Annotated in this window: 12 protein-coding genes; 1 reads left to right on the top strand and 11 read right to left on the bottom strand. The window is 44.2% G+C overall.

From position 1 onward, the window contains the following. Positions 1-2: 2 nt before the first annotated feature. From M1F65_RS06840 to M1F65_RS06865, 6 genes are all read right to left on the bottom strand, one after another. Positions 3-932: an ABC transporter permease gene (locus tag M1F65_RS06840; RefSeq protein WP_000714584.1), complete on the bottom strand. Its 930-nt coding sequence runs from the start codon at positions 930-932 to the stop codon at positions 3-5. A 357-nt stretch (positions 933-1,289) separates the two neighbouring features. Then, positions 1,290-3,170, bottom strand: a complete 1,881-nt coding sequence (locus tag M1F65_RS06845) for a beta-N-acetylhexosaminidase (protein WP_247925666.1) — start codon at positions 3,168-3,170, stop codon at positions 1,290-1,292. Then, positions 3,164-4,033 carry an ROK family protein gene (locus M1F65_RS06850; protein WP_247925667.1) on the bottom strand — a complete coding sequence of 290 codons (870 nt, stop codon included), beginning with the start codon at positions 4,031-4,033 and terminating at the stop codon, positions 3,164-3,166. Before M1F65_RS06850 ends, M1F65_RS06845 begins: the two co-directional genes overlap by 7 nt. Before the next feature lie 98 nt (positions 4,034-4,131). After that, a complete protein-coding gene (locus tag M1F65_RS06855) occupies positions 4,132-6,777 on the bottom strand; it encodes an alpha-mannosidase (RefSeq protein WP_247925668.1) in 2,646 nt (881 codons plus the stop codon). A 56-nt stretch (positions 6,778-6,833) separates the two neighbouring features. After that, positions 6,834-8,114, bottom strand: a complete 1,281-nt coding sequence (locus M1F65_RS06860) for a glycoside hydrolase family 125 protein (RefSeq protein ID WP_247920992.1) — start codon at positions 8,112-8,114, stop codon at positions 6,834-6,836. Positions 8,115-8,242: 128 nt separating this feature from the next. Further along, complete coding sequence (locus tag M1F65_RS06865; RefSeq protein ID WP_247925669.1) at positions 8,243-9,616, bottom strand: ATP synthase subunit B family protein; 1,374 nt, start codon at positions 9,614-9,616, stop codon at positions 8,243-8,245. Positions 9,617-9,724: 108 nt separating this feature from the next. Here M1F65_RS06865 and M1F65_RS06870 point away from each other — a divergent pair, with 108 nt between their 5' ends. Continuing rightward, entirely contained in the window at positions 9,725-11,863 is a 2,139-nt protein-coding gene (locus M1F65_RS06870; protein ID WP_282184194.1) for a GH92 family glycosyl hydrolase, read from the top strand. Positions 11,864-11,899: 36 nt separating this feature from the next. Here M1F65_RS06870 and M1F65_RS06875 read toward each other — a convergent pair whose 3' ends face one another. The 5 genes from M1F65_RS06875 to adcR all read right to left on the bottom strand — a co-directional run bounded on the left by M1F65_RS06875 (position 11,900) and on the right by adcR (position 17,558). After that, complete coding sequence (locus tag M1F65_RS06875; protein ID WP_247925701.1) at positions 11,900-13,579, bottom strand: alpha-L-fucosidase; 1,680 nt, start codon at positions 13,577-13,579, stop codon at positions 11,900-11,902. A gap of 520 nt (positions 13,580-14,099) precedes the next feature. Next, entirely contained in the window at positions 14,100-15,605 is a 1,506-nt protein-coding gene (gene adcA / locus M1F65_RS06880; RefSeq protein WP_247925671.1) for a zinc ABC transporter substrate-binding protein AdcA, read from the bottom strand. Positions 15,606-15,614: 9 nt separating this feature from the next. Further along, complete coding sequence (locus tag M1F65_RS06885; protein ID WP_139659041.1) at positions 15,615-16,421, bottom strand: metal ABC transporter permease; 807 nt, start codon at positions 16,419-16,421, stop codon at positions 15,615-15,617. Then, positions 16,414-17,118 carry a metal ABC transporter ATP-binding protein gene (locus M1F65_RS06890; RefSeq protein ID WP_215804237.1) on the bottom strand — a complete coding sequence of 235 codons (705 nt, stop codon included), beginning with the start codon at positions 17,116-17,118 and terminating at the stop codon, positions 16,414-16,416. The genes M1F65_RS06885 and M1F65_RS06890 overlap by 8 nt, the downstream gene beginning before the upstream one ends. Beyond that, positions 17,118-17,558, bottom strand: coding sequence for a zinc-dependent transcriptional regulator AdcR (adcR, locus tag M1F65_RS06895; protein ID WP_223331801.1), 441 nt, complete (start codon positions 17,556-17,558; stop codon positions 17,118-17,120). Before adcR ends, M1F65_RS06890 begins: the two co-directional genes overlap by 1 nt. Positions 17,559-17,666 lie beyond the last annotated feature (108 nt).

Below are 17,666 nucleotides of genomic sequence, written 5' to 3' on the forward strand. Positions count from 1 at the left end.
TTCTAGAACAAAGCTGAGTTTGGATCAACTCGTCTTGCAAGCAAGTTTGATAGAATAACCAGTATCAAGCCGACAACGGATTGGTAAAGACCGGCTGCTGAAGCCATACCGATATCTGCTGTCTGAGTCAAACCATTAAAGACATATACATCCAAAACGTTGGTTACATTGTAAAGCTGACCAGCATTATGCGGGATTTGATAGAAGAGACCAAAGTCTGCACGGAAAATATTTCCGACTGCAAGGATGGTCAATACAGTTACAAGTGGAGTCAACTGAGGAATGGTTACGTTGCGAATACGTTGCCACTTGCTAGCCCCGTCCACTGTTGCTGCTTCGTAGTAGGTTGGGTCAATTCCCATGATTGTCGCATAGTACATGACACTGCTATATCCAAATCCTTTCCAAATACCTAGGAAAAGGAGAAGGTATGGCCAAATGCCTAAGTCAGCGTAGAAGTTGACTTCCTTCATGCCAATGGATGTTAGGAAATGGTTGAAGACCCCTTTGTCAATGTTTAGGAAAGCATCTGTAAAGAAACTAATGATAACCCATGACAGGAAGTAAGGGAACAACATAGACGTTTGGAAAATCTTAACCATTCTCTTAGAACGAAGCTCGCTGAGGATAATGGCAATCCCTACTGATACAATCAAACCGATAAAGATAAAGCCGAGATTGTAGAGAACGGTATTTCGAGTGATGATAAAGGCGTCTTTTGAACTAAACAAGAATCTGAAATTATCTAACCCGACCCATTTACTATTCACAATACTATCTATGAAACCATTACTGGTCATATGGTAGTCTTTAAAGGCGACCACATTCCCAAATACTGGAATGTAAAAGAATAGAATCAACCAGAGTGCCCCTGGTAAAACCATCAAGAGAAAGATCCAGTTATCTCTCAAGGTCTTTGAAAACTTTTTCATACTTTCCTCCCTTTTTATTCCTAAAAACTGATTTCACCGAATTTTTAGGTTTGATAACGATTACATTATTAGTATACTCCTAATTGATGGCTAGGTTAAACTACTAATTATAGAAAAAACTCCACAAATTATTTTTTGTGGAGAAGTTTTTTATAAGAAATAGGTTTCACGAGAAACACTCTGAACAAGGGACACTGTTCTTGTTTTTATACTCAATGAAAATCAAAGAGCAAACTAGGAAGCTAGCCGCAAGCTGCTCAAAGCACTGCTTTGAGGTTGCAGATAAAACTGACGAAGTCAGTAACATCTATACGGTAAGGCGAAGCTGACGTGGTTTGAAGAGATTTTCGAAGAGTATTAAGTCGTATAAATCGTCGATGCTGTCGCAATGGTATGCCACTGGTTGGCTGTAGTTGCTGCGAAATCCTTATCTGCGTAGAAGTCAGTAAATGGTAGGATTTCAACTTCTAGCTCATCGATGCGGTCAATCTGTCCTGCCAGATAAGCCTCGATGCGACTCTCTGCTCGCTTGATGCGTTGCAAGAGTCCGCCCATACGGATATCGACCGTATCCAAACCAAAGACCTTGTTTTCCTTCAACCATTGGTGGCTAAAGAGGGCATGGAAATGTTCAATCTCGCTTCTGAGTTTTGGTAATTCTTGTCTGGCGATTTGCTGTAAGCTGACTTTGTCACCGGCTTTATAAGCTTCACGGATGCGTCGTCCCACATCCACTTTGCTACTTAAAATCTGGTTCAACTGGGCCTGAGTTTCAAAGAGATAAGAGTAGGCACCAGCTTTTTCTTTGATGTCAGAGAGAATCTCAGCTGCCTGAGCGAAGTGTGGTTTGTCCTGTTCAGGTGTCATGTGTCGATCAAGAATCGGACAGAGAACATCCTGATAAAAGACATAGCGGTTGGGATTGATCCCGCTGAGATTGCCTGGCAAGTCTGGTAAGAGGTTAGCTAGGTCAATCTGCATAAAGTCCTCAACCGATAGACCTGTATTGGTCTTGAAGTGAGCAGACAAACGGTCTAGGTCATTGCGGTAGCTGAGTTCTGCCCAGATTTGCAAGCTTGGTAGGACAGAAAACTGGGCAGTTTCCCCACCATTATCCCCCCAACCCGTCACAATGACTTCTTTGATGTCATTAGCACGACAGGCTTTATTGGCCTCGATAGCGATGAGACGGCTGAAATGGTTGTTGGGTGTGAAACCAATCCACTTCCAAGCACCACCTGCAAAGGCAATATCTTGGCTAATCTTGTGATGGTTGCGGAAATTGCGATTGTACTTTTCTTCGCTGTCTTGATAATAATCCCAGTAAACCAAGGTTACACGGTCTTTGAGACGGTCTAGGTAGACACGAGTTTCCTCAGGGATTTCCACATCACGATCGTACTGACCATCCGCTGACATGAGTTTAAAGAACATATCACTCCACATCTGGCAGTGAAAACCATACTTGTCTGCAATATCCAGCACGCGCTCCAAGTGTTGACACATGAGAAGACTACGGTCCACAACGCCATTCAAGATAAGGTAGCGTCCCAAGCCAACCAAGTGGGCTTCATCCATCCCGATATTGACCTTGCGAGTCTGCAATTTAGACAGAGTGGCAAACATCCCATCAATCAAATCATAAACCTTTTCTTCGCCGATAAGGAGAATGTCCTCCACATCACGGAGTTCCTGCACTTCCTTAACACCCCATTTGACAAAGGCTGACAAGTGGGCCAAGGTCTGGATGCAAGGCACAAAGGTCATGTCAAACTGCTGAGCGTAGGCTTCGATTTCCTGTAACTCTTCAGCTGAATAGGCTCCACGGAAGTAACCAAAGTATGGTTGCCCCTCAATCTGGTAGGTGTCTTCCATGTAAAGCTCAAATGTTGAGTAGCCCATGAGAGCCAAGACCTCAATCATCTGTTTGGCAGAAGCGACATTTAGCACTGCATTTCGCGAACAGTCTGCCATGTAGGCTAAATCTTCATAAGCTGCCTGCTCCTCAATCGCTACTTTATTACCTTCTACTAGAGCTGTTGCCAACAAGGACAAGGCGCGGTAAAGTTGGTGAGGTTTGCGATAGGTTAGTTGATAGTGGCCTCCCTCACCCTTGATAGAGATAGAGGCTTGGTCAGACGGAGTGACTGCCACTTCCACATCTGGTAAAGAGATATGTTTTGTCAGCAAGTCGATTGCCTGAGTTTGTTTGGGACTAAGTCCTGTAAATCTTACCATTGGTTTTCCTCCTGCAGCCAGTTGACAAGGGCGCCATAGAGATTGGCATCTGCATGATAGGTGCAAGCTTGGATAACTGGTGCGACCGTGTATTCTTCGTAGCTTTCGACAAAGTTATCGACAGCCTTCTTGACACCTTGGATAAAGTCTGGATTTTGGCTGATAGAACCTCCCAGACTAATGACATCTGGGTCGATGAGATACTGGATATTGAGCAAACCTTGAGCCAGATTACGGTTCATGCGCTCAATGGCTTCTTGGCAAAGGGCATTGCCTGCTGCAGCTTCTTGGTAAATCTTGCGACCATCCCAGTCAGTCTGACCAGATTTTTCAATCACGTAGCGAACCATGTTTCCTGTAGAGGCTAGTAGCGACCAGTTGTTGAGTTTTTCAGCTGGTTCAATGGTTGTCATATAGCCAAACTCACCACCTAAGCCGTGGCGACCACGGTGAAGTTTGCCATTGATTATCATAGCTCCGCCAATTCCTGTCCCAATCACGACACAGGCTGCATTTTCAATCTCTGGGTGAGCCAGCAGTTCACTAAGTCCAACACAGTTGGCATCATTTTCTAGATGGACAGGTAGCTGATGATGAGCAAGCGTCTCATACCAAGAAAAGCCATGAATGTAAGGTACGGCACTGATTCCCTCAATCACACCTGTTTCTTGATTGACCGCGCCTGGAACGCTCATGGCAATGCCCTTATAATCTTTCTCTGCCAAGCATTTGTCTAACCAAGTCAGTAAATCCTCCAAACTTTCTGGCGTTGGAGTACTTGTCTTATCTAGTATTTTTCCATCAGGAGTCAGACTGGCAAACTTAATCCCAGTCCCTCCGATATCAATGGTTGCAATGGTCATTGTTCTTTCCATAAAAAGGGGCGAATCAGTAGTTAGTCCTTACTCTTTCGCCCCTCCTTTCTATCTCATAGTATTCGTTATCAAACACTTTAAAACTGTTAAATGTCTTCTTTTTTGATCAATTCTGTGCGAATTTCTTGTGGTGCTAAGAGTCCTGAATGAACTGGATATGGTCGCTCAAGTAAGTCAAGAATGGTTTGTTGGTGTTCAGATATGCGCACATTTTCTTGGCTCATATTGTAGTAACGGAAAACATATCCTTCTTCATTTTCAGCTACCTTAAAGGCTGTCGGGCAGACTTGTGGTAAGCTGAGCGCCGCATGGCTCAAGAGGCTGCCAGTCGCTGCCACACTTCCTTCTTGTTTAGCGACCTGAAGACTAGTGAATGGTGTTTGAAAGGCTTTGGCACGACGGAAAGCGGAGAAGCGTTCCCCTGCTTGGTGGCACTCAAGTGTAAACTCAACTTCAAACTCACGCAAGCATTGAGCCTCTGGTGTTGGGAAGTAACCCCAGTCACCTAACTCACCTGAGGCACGAAGAATGGTCACTGCAATGGTGTCGTCTCCAAGGATTTCATACTCGTGCAATCCTTTATTGGCCACTGTCACCCCTTTTTCATCATCATATAGGCTGACAAAGGCTTGTTGGTGTTGAGGATTTTCAGGATTTTCCCATGAAGCCGCTGGTTTGTTTGGTCTTGTCACCACCTCATAGATGCTTTCAGAGTCATTGCTTGGACGCGTATTATGAGTCTTAACCAAGAGACGGATACGGTGGTCCTTAGCGGTGTTGGTAAAGCGAGTCTTGAAACGGATTTGTGGATTGTCAACAAAGACGGTCATCTCTGTTTCCAGAGGAAGGGTTGTCAATTCTTCTGAGCGCCCAGCTTCACGCGTCATAAACTCGATAATGCCTCTTTGTTCTCCATCCAGTTTTTCGTCTGCACTTACTGGAATTGTCAATTCATGTTTGAGCAAAATCTTGGCAAAACGAGCTGTATTTTCCAAGACCTCACAGCCTTTGAGTTCTGCGTAGATAGGCTCTGTTCCTTTTGGTTGGAAATAGATGTACTCATTTCCAATGTCACCACGATCTTCAAAGCGAATAACATCTTCATAAGCTTCATGAGTTGTCTTGTCGTAGACCGTGATGTTTTCATCCACGCTGACCGTTACAAATGGCGTATCAATCACTCCATTTTGGTAAATACCGTCACGGTGTTCTTGTTCTCCTTCAAGCAATTGGAAGGTTGTCCAAGAAAGTGGTGCTAGATGAACAGGGACTGTCACGCGCACTTGTCGAGCGATACGAGCCTGACGGAACTTGTCTTTTGGCAAATCATACTCAAAATTAGCTCCTAGATCTTCGATTTTCGCTTCTGCAGCATGCCCTTCCAAGTCTTCGACACGGTAGCTTGGCAAGGTCAAGGCTGCCATTTTCTTATAGCCTTCTGTTGGGTGCAATTCTTTAAAATCACAAGTCGCCACATCAATCACTGTGCTGACAGTATCAACCTTGTCATGCAAGCCTGTATTGATGACGGTAAAGAGATGGTCGCTTTGAGCTTCCTGGGTTGCAATTTTACCCTTCCACTCGTTGAGAAGATTGGTCTTAACGAAGTTTCCGACTTGGTTGACCTTGGCAAAACGTGTTTCCATCTCACGGTGAACCTCGTCCACACTACAGCCACAGATACTGTCATGTGGCGCATTTTGTAGAAGGACTTTCCAAGCATAGGTCAACTGGTCCTTATGGTTGTGACCACCAGTGATGACGGTCAATGGCTCCACCACTTGTTCTAGCAAGTTGCTATTTTCTTGGAAGGCTTGTTTGAGGTAAATTCGTGATGAAGAAGTATTGGCAAGTGTGTACCAACCATCTGTTTCTTGACTGGTCAACTCACCCGTAACGGTAGATAGTTGCTCAGGTAGAGCACTTTCTACTGCATGAACATAGTCATCAAAGGAACTATGCACAAAGGTCACATCTGGGAAGAGTTCATTGGCCACACGAATGGCTTCGCTCAGATTGCGCTGTACAGGCTGGTGGTCACAGCCGTTCATCATCAACCATTGGTTGGTCGAAGCATAGTCACGCACGTCTGACAATTTTTGTTTCCAGAAGGCCAGGGCTTCGTCCTTATCAACTGGGATTTCATTCCCGTTACTGTACCAGTTGGCAAAGAGGATACCGAGGACACGACTTCCGTCCGCACCCTGCCAGTACATTTCTGAAAACTGGGAAGTGAACTGCTCATCTTCGAGGACTTGGTTGTCAAATCCAATCGGCTTCACACCACGCCCAAAAGCTGCCACGTGAATGCCTGATTTCTGAAGGATTTGAGGAGCTTGTCCCATATTTCCAAAGGTATCTGGGAAGTAACCAATCTGGGTTGATTTGCCCCATTTTGCACATTCTGCTTGACCAATCAAGGTATTGCGAACATTGGCTTCACTTGAAATCAAGTAATCATCCTGCAAGATGTAAAAGGGACCAATTTTGAGTTTGCCTTCGTCGATGTAACGTTGGACTTTGTCGCGATTTTCAGGGCGAATTTCCAAATAGTCATCAAGGACAATGGTTTGGCCATCCAAGTGGAAACTCTTGAACTCAGGGTCATTTTCAAAAAGGTCAAAAAGATTATCAAATAATTCCACCAACTGCATCCGGTGGCTTTCAAAAGGTAAGTACCACTCACGGTCCCAGTGACTATGTGAGATAATATGTACAACAACATTTTCCATGAAGTAAAACCTCATTCTAAATTTAAATTTTTATTTCTATCTAACTAAAGAACTGACTAGCGAATATCCAGGTAATCCAAGACTAATTCACAGAACATCATGTTGGCCCAAGAGAACCATTCACGAGAGTAGAGCGTTGGGTCATCCACGTGGAAGCTTTCGTGCATAACACCTGTTCCACCATCGCAGGCAACCAGCTGATCGAGCAAGAATTTCTTCTCCGCCTTATCTCTTGTTGTCAAGCCTTGGATAGAAAGGGCAATGGGCCAGATATAGCGATAGAAGGTATGAGAACTTCCTAGGCCACTAGCGTATTTCCCTTGGTAGAAATATGGATTTTCAGGGCTCAGAATAGTGCGGCGTGTAGCTTGATACACTTCGTCTTCAATGTCGCAATAGCCCAGATAAGGCGCAGCCAACAAACTTGGTACATTTGGATCGTCCATGATGCTAGCATTCCCTAAACCATCCACTTCAAAGGCATAAATCTTTTCACCCTTGCTGTTAGTTGTGTAAGCGTAGTTTTCGATGCCTTCTTGGATCTCTGCTTGGAGACGCTTAGCGTCAGCAATAATACCCTCGCTATCAGCTAGATCCAGTTCTGCAAAGATTTCTTGCACATACCCCAATACGACTACGGCAAACATATTGGACGGAATCAAGTAGCTATACTGGCAGCAGTCATCACTCGGACGAAAGGCTGACCAGGTCATACCTGTCACTGCAAAGGCAGGTCCAAAGCCATCATTTACCAGAGTATCTTCCTTGCGGTCCGTATCACGGACAAAACGATAAGGTGAATTGTTGTGGTCTTGTTCCACCGTCCACAGATGAAGAATTTCCTTGGTAGCTGCGACAAAAGTCTCATCAAATTGACTGGTCTCGCCAGTCTCTTTCCAAAGGAGATAAGCCAGTTGCAAAGGATAGCAAAGCGAGTCCACCTCATACTTGCGTTCCCAAATCCAACCATTAAGGTCGGTATGGTCAGTCTCGTGGTGGCCCTTCCAGTTCTCCTCAATGTTAAAGGAGTTGGCATAAGGATCCTTGAGCACCAAGGTCATCTGACGCTTGACCAAACCTGCAATGGTCTGACGCAAGAGAGGATCTCTTTTAGCCACATGAAGGTAGGGTCTAAGTTGTGCTGTCGAATCCCGAAGCCACATGGCAGGAATATCCCCTGTGAGTACAAAGGTTGAACCATCTTCTAGGATCTCAACCGTATTGTCCAAGGTGTCTGTATAGCAACGCTCAAAGACATCCACCCACTCCGGATGGTCCTTAGCCCGCTCTGCTACTTCGTCTAGCCATTTTCTAACAATTTCTTTCGAATAAATCATCGTGCAATTTCCTCTTTCAAACAAGTTTCATGTTCAGTATAAAAAAAATAACCCCTAAAAGATATACACAAACTAAAGTCGTTTTGAAACAAACTTATGAAAAAAAGTTGGGGCTCTCCCCAACTTTTCTATTCACTTTTCTTTTCGTCTTTTTTAACCTCTATCAAATGGTAGTTTTTTCTTTGAAGTTCTTCTTTTAACACTTCAAAATCTTCTAGCCCTCCACCATTGATTGGACTTATACCCTTCTTAGCGACTAAATTGTCATCTTTCAATTCGTAACCACTGAAACCATAGTACTTGTAACTAACATTTGTGAATAAACTACCTTTGCGCGTGACTTTATACACCGTAATTATATCAATGTGAGCACTCGACGTATTTTCTGTTCCTGTAGTGATACCGATATAACTACCCTGAGGTTCTAAAATATAGGTTTCGTTAGTACTATTCTTATTTAGCTCCTTGCTATATGCATCGTTTTTCTTCAATACATCAGTTAAATTCTTCACATCTTCCGCATCTTTTAAACCTTCAACTGTTACTTCGACAGTTTTAGAGTCTACCACTTTTCCTGCTGCTTTCAAAGAATCGATATTTACGTCTTTCACTTTCAAAGTGACTTTGTCACCATTTTTCAAATTTCTTGGACGTTTACCATTTTCAAAATCAAAGTAAGCTTCATCCTTAGAATTTTTAGTGATTGTAATAGTACCAGAGCCGTTAAGCCCAGTAAATGTTACAGGTGTTTCTGTCAACAAGTCAGAAGCTGATACCTTCTCATATTCTTTCAAGTTTTCAACTTTGAAAGTTTTCTTTTCAACTTTAAATGGTGAGTGTTTTGAGCTTGTTGTTACAGTGAACGTAACTTCATCCCCATTTTTGAGACCATTTGTTTTGTCAAATTCATAATGGACACTACTAATCATCGCTTCTGCTTGTATCAATTTAGACGCCAACTTGCCATCTCTTGACACCTCTGCGTAAATAATAGGATCTTTTTTAACCAAACCAGCTGCCTGATCTTTATTAAAGCCTACTTTTTGGTATGCTATTTCTGCTACTTTCTCAGCAATATCTTGACTATTATAAGTTACCGTTCCAGATTCTTCATAACCTGAAAACTCAACTTTGACGTCGCCAATCAAGCTTTTTGGTTGTGACTGGATAATATTGTATCCCACAAATGCCACAATAATAACGGCTACTGCCACAAGAGCTGCAATGATTTCTTTGCGTTTCGTTGCAAACAGTCCTTTGGTTTTTTCAACTACTTGTTGTGCTGAAGCCTCGGCTGACGTCTTTGCATCTTCTTTCTGTTCTGATTTAGAATCTTTCTCCTCCACCACTTCTTCAGATTGGTCATCTTTTGCTTGCTCAGAAGCAGTTTCTTCCACAGTTTCTGGTTCTTGAGTAGCAACTGACTCCACATCCTCTACAGGCGTGTTTTCAACCTTCTCTACAGATTCTTCGTTATTCACATTATTTACCGAATCACTCATAAAAAATCCCCTTTTCTTTTTTTATTGTCTTCATTCTAACAAAAGAATGAATATTTGTAAATTATTAACCGAAATTTATAGGGGCATTTACTTTTTAAAATTCGGTTATTGGCAATTTCATGTTATACTAAACAAAAACTCCAACAGAAAGCTTTTTTTATGAAACCACTACTTGAAACCATCGATACCCGCTTTGGTACTGCTAGCAAGCATGCCTTCTCTCGGGGAAATACCCTGCCTTACACAGGCGTGCCTTTTGGGATGAATTATTTTGTGCCACAGACCAGTGATCAGGAGGGAGCTTGGTTCTTCGATCCGCATCTGCCCATCTTTCAGGGGATTCGCTTAACCCACCAGCCCAGTCCTTGGATTGGCGACTATTCTTGGCTCCTTCTGACACCTGTCACAGGTCAGCCTGGGGGAAACAGTCTCTTTCACCGCCAGTCTTCTTATGATATAGATAAAGCTTGCTTCCAGCCTCACTATTTGAAACTCTTTTCTCTGCGCTATCAGATTGAAACCCAGCTCACACCGACATGCTATGGCGCTTCTATTCGTTTGGAGCAAAAGCAAGGCAAAGCCCTCTCCCTCTATCTTCATGCAGCAGATGAACTGACAGTGGAGCAAGTAGATAAGCGGACTCTTTCCCTACGACAAGAAGGTAAAACTGAGACTACCAAAAATCCTCTGATACTGTTTACTGCTCTACAAATGAATACGGATATTCTTGCTATCAGCCAAGAAGAGGGAGACTGGCGAATTGACTTAGCAAGCAGTCAAGCCGAGATTCAACTAGCAACTTCTTTCATATCGCCTTCTCAAGCTCTGCTTAATCTACCTCAAAAGGACTTTGACAGCTGTAAAGCAAATGCCCAAGCAGACTGGGAAAATCTCCTCCACCGTTTTGATATCGTGGAGACAGGGGAAGCCGACCGAATCTTCTTTGATCACTGCCTCTACAGACTCTTCCTCTTCCCACAGACATTTTATGAAGTGAGCGAGTCAGGGCAAGCCATCCACATGGATCTGGCTACTGGTACTGTCAAACCCGGCGTCCTCTTTAGTAACAATGGCTTCTGGGATACCTTCCGCACCACCTTCCCCCTCTTTGCCCTTCTTATACCGGAACACTATCGTCTCTTTTTAGAAGGCTTTCTCAATAGCTACCGCGATACTGGTTTCCTGCCAAAATGGCTGGCTCCAGATGAACGTGGTATGATGCCTGGTACTCTATTGGACGGCATTATCGCAGATAGCGCCTGCAAGGATATGGCTCCCGACTTGGAAGAAGAACTCCTCCAAGCCATGCTGGAGACAGCCACCAAATCCGACCCTCTCGGCATCAATGGTCGTCACGGTTTGGCACAATACCAAGAACTAGGTTATCTCTCTACCGACCACCACGAAAGTGTCAGTCACACCCTTGACTATGCCTATAGCGACTTTTGTATCGCCAGCTGTTCCAAAAAACTAGGGAAAACAGAGATTGCTGACACTTATAACACTTCTTCTCAAAATTTCCGTCATCTCTTTGACTCTGAGACAGGCTATATGCGTGCGCGAGATCGTCAAGGCAACTTCCGTCCTGACTTCTCTCCTTACAGTTGGGGACGAGACTACGCCGAATGTTCTACCATTCAAGCGACTTTGGGCGTTCTCCACGACATCCCAGGCTTAATCCAGCTTATGGGCGGAAAAGAAGCCTTCAGCCACTATCTTTTGAAAGCCTGTCAGGGTGCTCCCCTCTTTGAAACCACCGGCTATGGTTACGAGATTCACGAGATGAGCGAGATGGCTACCGCTCCTTTTGGGCAAATCGCCATTTCCAACCAACCTAGCTTCCACATCCCTTATCTCTTTCGCTACAGCGACTACCCTGACTACACTGCTCTACTCATCAAAACCTTGCGTCAGAAAGCCTTTCACCCCAGCTGGCAAGCCTATCCTGGCGACGAAGACAATGGCAGTCTCTCGGCTTGGTACATCTGGTCAGCTCTTGGATTCTACCCGATCTGTCCGGGCAAACCAAGTTACGATCTCGGAATTCCTCTCTTTGACCATCTCCGTATCTACCTGGCTAAGGAAAATAAATGGCTGGATATCCATACCAAGCAAAACCACAGCCACTTCAACTTTGTCAAAGAATGTCGATTGGACAAGACCATAGTATCTAGCATTCAACACCAAGACCTCTTGAAAGCTGAGCAACTGACCTTCACCCTCAGCTGGCTACCAAATCACTCCTAACCAAAAGAACCTTTGCATCGCGCAAAGGTTCTTCTTTTATGAAACTTGGACCTGAAGCTGATCAACAAGCTGACCATCTACCGTCAAATTCAGATAAAAATCTAAGCTTTTATCTCCTGCAAAATACAAGGTTGGTAGCGTTAGCTTTTTTTCAGTCTCGCCAACTTGAAACACAAGGACTTGAATCTCGTCCCGATAAACGACACCATGCACACCCGTCCCTGGTTGAATCGAAATCTTAGCTTCTAAAGGACCACTACATTCTCTGCGCTTAACTGTAAAGTGGACATTTTCTCCCTTGGTCACAGCTAGACTTTTTTCTGAAAACTCTAGTTGCTGAACAGCTTCTTTTTTTGACAAGCTAGGTGTTTTATAAAGTGAAATCTTAGTTAATACTGGCAAATCCTGTGCCTCTGTGATGATTACACGCACCTTCTGAGCCTCTACCATGGATCCTCGCAAAAGGCGTTTATAACCCACTGTAAATCCTGATCCAAACTCCTGCCAGACACCATCCAACTCTACCTGAACATGGAAAGCAGCGATGCGTTGTCCTAGCTTCAAATCTTCCCTCAGCTCGATCACCTCAAAAGTTTTAGGTGACTCTAAATCGAGCTCTAATTCGATTGGCAACTCTGCATCACTTGCCCAAGAACTAGCCTCTAGTCCATCTGTCAGGTGAGAACAGGCAAAGTCTGAGAATAGGGCAGGACCAGATACCTTGCCTCCCAGAGCCAAATCTTCTCTATAGAGCTCATCACAGTAGTCCCTAAATTCATACAATCGCTGGATATCCCTTTCATCAAAGAGGCCATCTTGGTTCGGTGGGATATTAAGCAAGAGTGGAGTTCCCCGCCCTACCGAGTGAAAGTAGATTTCGACCAACTCCTCGAGAGACTTGGGGTCCTGATCCTCATGGTAAAACCAGCCCGGCCGAAGAGAAACATCTGCCTCCCCGATTGAAAACAGCGTCCCAGAGGGGTCTCCGTGCTGTAGATAATCTAATTCCGCTTCTGTTCCTAACTGGTCTGGCTTGACTTTTTGCCACAAGGGATCCCCTGCATAGCCTCGTTCATTCCCAATCCAGCGAATACTAGTTCCCTCAGTTGAGAAAATCAAACAATCGCCCTGCAAGTCACGAATGGTTTCAAACCAAGTCTCAAACTCATAGTTGACCTTCTGGGCCCCTTCTCCTCGAGCACCATCCATCCACACCTCAGCGAACTTACCGGCATTCCCATAGGCAGGATTTGACAAGATTTCCTTCAATTGAGCCAGATAGTAGGCATTGTAGTCCGCTTCTTGGTCCACGTGATAGAGGGGACTGTGAGCATCCCAAGGAGACAAATACACTCCCATATCCATATCAAACTCAGTCGCAGCTTGGGAAACCTCGAGAAGCAAGTCACCATCCCCATCCCTCCAAGGGCTAGCCTTGACCGAATAATCTGTATGAGCTGTCGGGTAGAGGACAAAACCATCATGATGCTTCACCACCAAAATCAGCTTTTTAAAACCCGTTTCTTTGAATACCCGAACCCATTCACGCGCATCCAACTTGGTCGGGTTAAAACGCTTGGGATCCTCTTGCCCACTTCCCCATTCCTGGTCATAAAAGGTATTGGGACCAAAATGGATAAAGGCAGCTAGTTCATCCTCTAAATAAGCTAGCTGGGCCTGGCTTGGTAATGGTCCATGCGGTTTTATTTTCGTCATCATCTCACATCTCTTTCTCTTGTTCACAAAGTTATCCACAACTTGTGGATAAGAAAACATTCCTAAAAACTAGTTTTTTCAGTCTCTAGCTCACCTGTCACCCTAAACATACCTTTGTCAAACAGCTCTGTACTAGGATTTCTACTATCTTTCCAGAAAGTCACTAATATACGAAACTATTATCAGGATACTTCAACTCCCTGAGTTGTATGTCATTTCCTTCTAGACTTATCCACAGACTGTGAATAAACTAGTGTTCCAGACCGCTCTCTCCTTGACTATAACAAAAAGCGATAGCAGCGTCAATATGACTAAGATTCCTTCCTAAATCCCCTGAAAAGATTCTATAATTTGTACAATCATAGCTTTTGCATTCGTCAGCTAGTGAGAATCAGTCAGTAGAAAATGACCTCTTTATCACATTGTGAACAGCACAGCTGTAGTACTATAGCGCCCACAACCTACTCGGATAATCGTTTCTAGCAAAAAATCCCGCAGATTTGCGGGATTCTCTCTTGCATCAATGCGCCAACATTTCTTGGGCGATTTCTTGGCCAGATAGGTTATCTGGGTAATAGGTTGGCCAGTTGTCCATCTCTTCAAAGAGGGCTTCCTGGCTAGTGCCTCCAAAGAAAATATGGAAATGCTCTGCCTTGACTGGAGCAATATTATGGTCGCTAAACTGAACATACTTGAACTGTCCAGCATCCGCATCTGTCGCTTCAAAGAGGAAGCGCACACCACGATTGCCTTTCTTATAAGTCAAGATTTTCTTGCCGACATACTTATAGGTGAATTTCTTGCTTTGACCACCTTGAACAAATTCCATAGTGTTGTCCGTGATGTTGATTTTGGTCACATCTGTCTGATAGCCTTTTCTATAGTAGGCCTTGTACTCATCCTTGGTCATCTTGCCAGTCAACTTAGCCTTGTAGTCAAAGACTTGATCAAAGGTCCCATCTTCAAGGAAAGGATAGACTGACTGCCAGTTACCAGTATAGTCACTCAAGGTGCGGTCTTTGACATCTGCATCCTCAAAGTAACCATTTTGAACTGTCTTGGTATTTTCTTCCTTCTCGGGCTCGATTTCTGGTCCTTCTTGGTCTGTTGTTTGTTTCAAAGCCTTGAGGTTTTTCTCCATGATAGAGATGTAATTTTCTCCCGCCTTGGTGTCCTCTTCTGTCAGACTTTCTAAAGGATTGAGGACATCTGTTTTGACACCTGCCTCTTTTGAGAGTGTATTGGCTAGGGCTTGTGAGGCATTTTCTTCAAAATAGATATAGGCAATTTTATTTTTCTTGACGTACTCTGTCAATTCTGCCAGACGAGCAGCTGATGGCTCTGCATCTGGAGAGAGACCTGAGATTGCGACTTGTTTGAGTCCATAGTCCAAGGCAAGATAGTTAAAGGCTGCGTGTTGCGTTACGAAGCTCTTTTGTTTAGCTCGAGACAAGCCTTCTGCATAAGCCTTATCCAAGGCTTGCAATTTTTCGATATAGGCAGCAGCGTTCTTTTCAAAGGTCTCTTTTTTATCAGGATAATCTGCTGACAAGCTGTCACGGATATGTTCTACTAGTTTAATGGCCCGAACTGGTGAAAGCCAAACATGGGGATCGTAGTCGTGATGGTGACCCTCACCGCCATGATCATGCCCTTCCTCTTCTTCCTCACCACCTGGCAAGAGGAGCATATCACCTGTCGCCTTGATGGTTTTCACTTTTTTCTTATCCAAAGTATCTAGCAATTTAGGAACCCAAGTTTCCATATTTTCATTTTCATAGACAAAGGTATCTGCGTCTTGGATTTTAGCAACTGCCTTGGCAGACGGTTCATACTCATGGGGTTCTGTACCAGCACCGATTAGAAGTTCTACATTAGCAGTATCTCCTGCGACTTGCTTGGTAAATTCGTAGACAGGGTAAAAGGTTGTCACGATATTTAGCTTCCCATCTGCCTGTTTTTGATTGGAACAAGCCACTAAAAACAGGGCACATAGACTAGCTAGTAGTAAGCTAATTTTTTTCATTTCATTCTCCTATTTGATAAAACGTTTCAGTAGACTGACTAACAAAAAGACAGCTACAAAGATAATGGTGATACTAGCGCTAGCAGGTGTTTCCGCATAGTAGGAAATATAAAGTCCTGCCACCATTCCCAAAAAGCCAATAGCGCTGGCTAGTAACATAACGGATTTAAAGTTTTTCCCCAGACGAAGGGCAATGCTAGCTGGCAAGACCATAATGGTCGATACCAAAAGGGCTCCTGCAGCCGGAATCATAAGGGCAATGGCCACCCCTGTCACCATGTTAAAGAGGATAGACATGGTACGAACGGGTAAGCCATCCACAAAGGCCGTGTCCTCATCAAAAGTCAGGATATACATTGGTCGCAAGAACAAGAAAGTCAAGAGTAAAACGACCGCCGCAATGGCAAAGAGGAAAATCACCTGCTCCTGGCTAATGGTCACAATCGAACCAAAGAGATATTGGTCCAAACTCATGGAACTCGAACTTTTCCCCTTACTCATGACAATAAGTGACACCGCAAGTCCTGTTGACATGAGGATGGCAGTTCCGATTTCCATAAAGTTCTTATAGACTGTCCGGAGATACTCCAAAAAGACCGCTGCGATCAAGACGATAACAATGGTTGAAATGGTTGGAGAAATCCCCAAAACCAGACCAAAGGCTACTCCTGATAGAGAAACGTGACTGAGGGTATCACTCATCAAACTCTGACGACGTAAGATAAGGAAAGTCCCAAGAACTGGAGAAAAGAGACTCATGGCAATGACCGCCAAGAAGGCTCGCTGCATAAAGTCATAAGATAACAAACTAAGCATGGTCCACCTCCTGGTCGCTTTCGTGAACGTTAAAACAACGCCACGGCGAGTCTTGGTTACGGACTAGATGGATATTGCGATCCGCATAGTCCTTGACCTCCTCAGGGTCATGGGTAATCATCAAAACAGCCTTGCCATGATGATGAGCACTGTGGTGCATGAGTTCGTAAAATTCATTTTTGCTTCCAGCATCCATCCCTGTTGTCGGCTCATCCAAGACAAAGATATCTGGGTCAGAAGCAAACATCCGAGCAATAACCGCTCGTTGCTTTTGCCCTCCTGAGAGGGAGCCAATTCGTTTGTCACGATGTTCCCACATACCAACTGAGTCTAGACTGGCCTTGATATGTTCCTCATCATGGGCATTCAAGCGACGGAACCAGCCCTTTCGCGGATAGCGACCAGACTTGACAAATTCATAAACTGTACTTGGAAAACCAGCATTAAAACTGGCAATCTGCTGAGGAAGATAAGCTATCCTAAGCTTTTTTCCATGAGTATTTATCTTTGAGATGGTTACCTTGCCAAATCTCGGCTGCAAGATGCCTAGACTCGCCTTGATAAGCGTCGTCTTGGCAGCTCCATTTTCACCAGTCAGGGTGACAAACTCCCCGCTATCAACACTGTAGTTGATATGCTCGAGGACAGGTTCCTTGTCATAATAGAAAGACAAGTCCTCTACTGTAATATACCGCATTATTTAATTTCTCCTACTAAAGCAGTTAAAAACCGCTGGATAACTTCTTGTTCATTTGGAGTAAACTGACTTGCCACTTGTTCATAGGCTGAGAGCGTGTGTTCATGATGATGGTGGTGTTCCTCTGCCACTGGTCGAGCTAGTTCTGTCAGTTGGTAAAAAATCACACGCGCATCTTTTGGATCTCTGGATGTCTCTAACATGCCCTCTTTGACCAAAGATTTGATAGCCTTGGTCACTGCTGCCTGACTGACATTAAGGCGACGGGCCAACTCCGAGTTGGTTAGGGATTCTTCTGACAAGAGCATGAGGATGTGTTCCTGAGTATTGGTCAAGGCAACGTCACTTGTGCAATGCCCAATCAGAATTTCATGCTGGTTCTCAGATCTCAAAATCACCTCGTTTAAAAAGTTATCGATTTCCTGTGCAAGCTGTCTCATGTGTTACTCCTTCCCAAGCTATCTTTTTCGTAAAAAATAGAGATAGCCACCGATTCTTTACTGGTTAATTATATCATAAACCAAAAAAGAGTCAAGGGAAAAAGGCGT

This window comes from Streptococcus oralis (genome assembly GCF_023109195.1).
GTDB classification, from domain to species: Bacteria; Bacillota; Bacilli; order Lactobacillales; family Streptococcaceae; genus Streptococcus; species Streptococcus oralis_BV.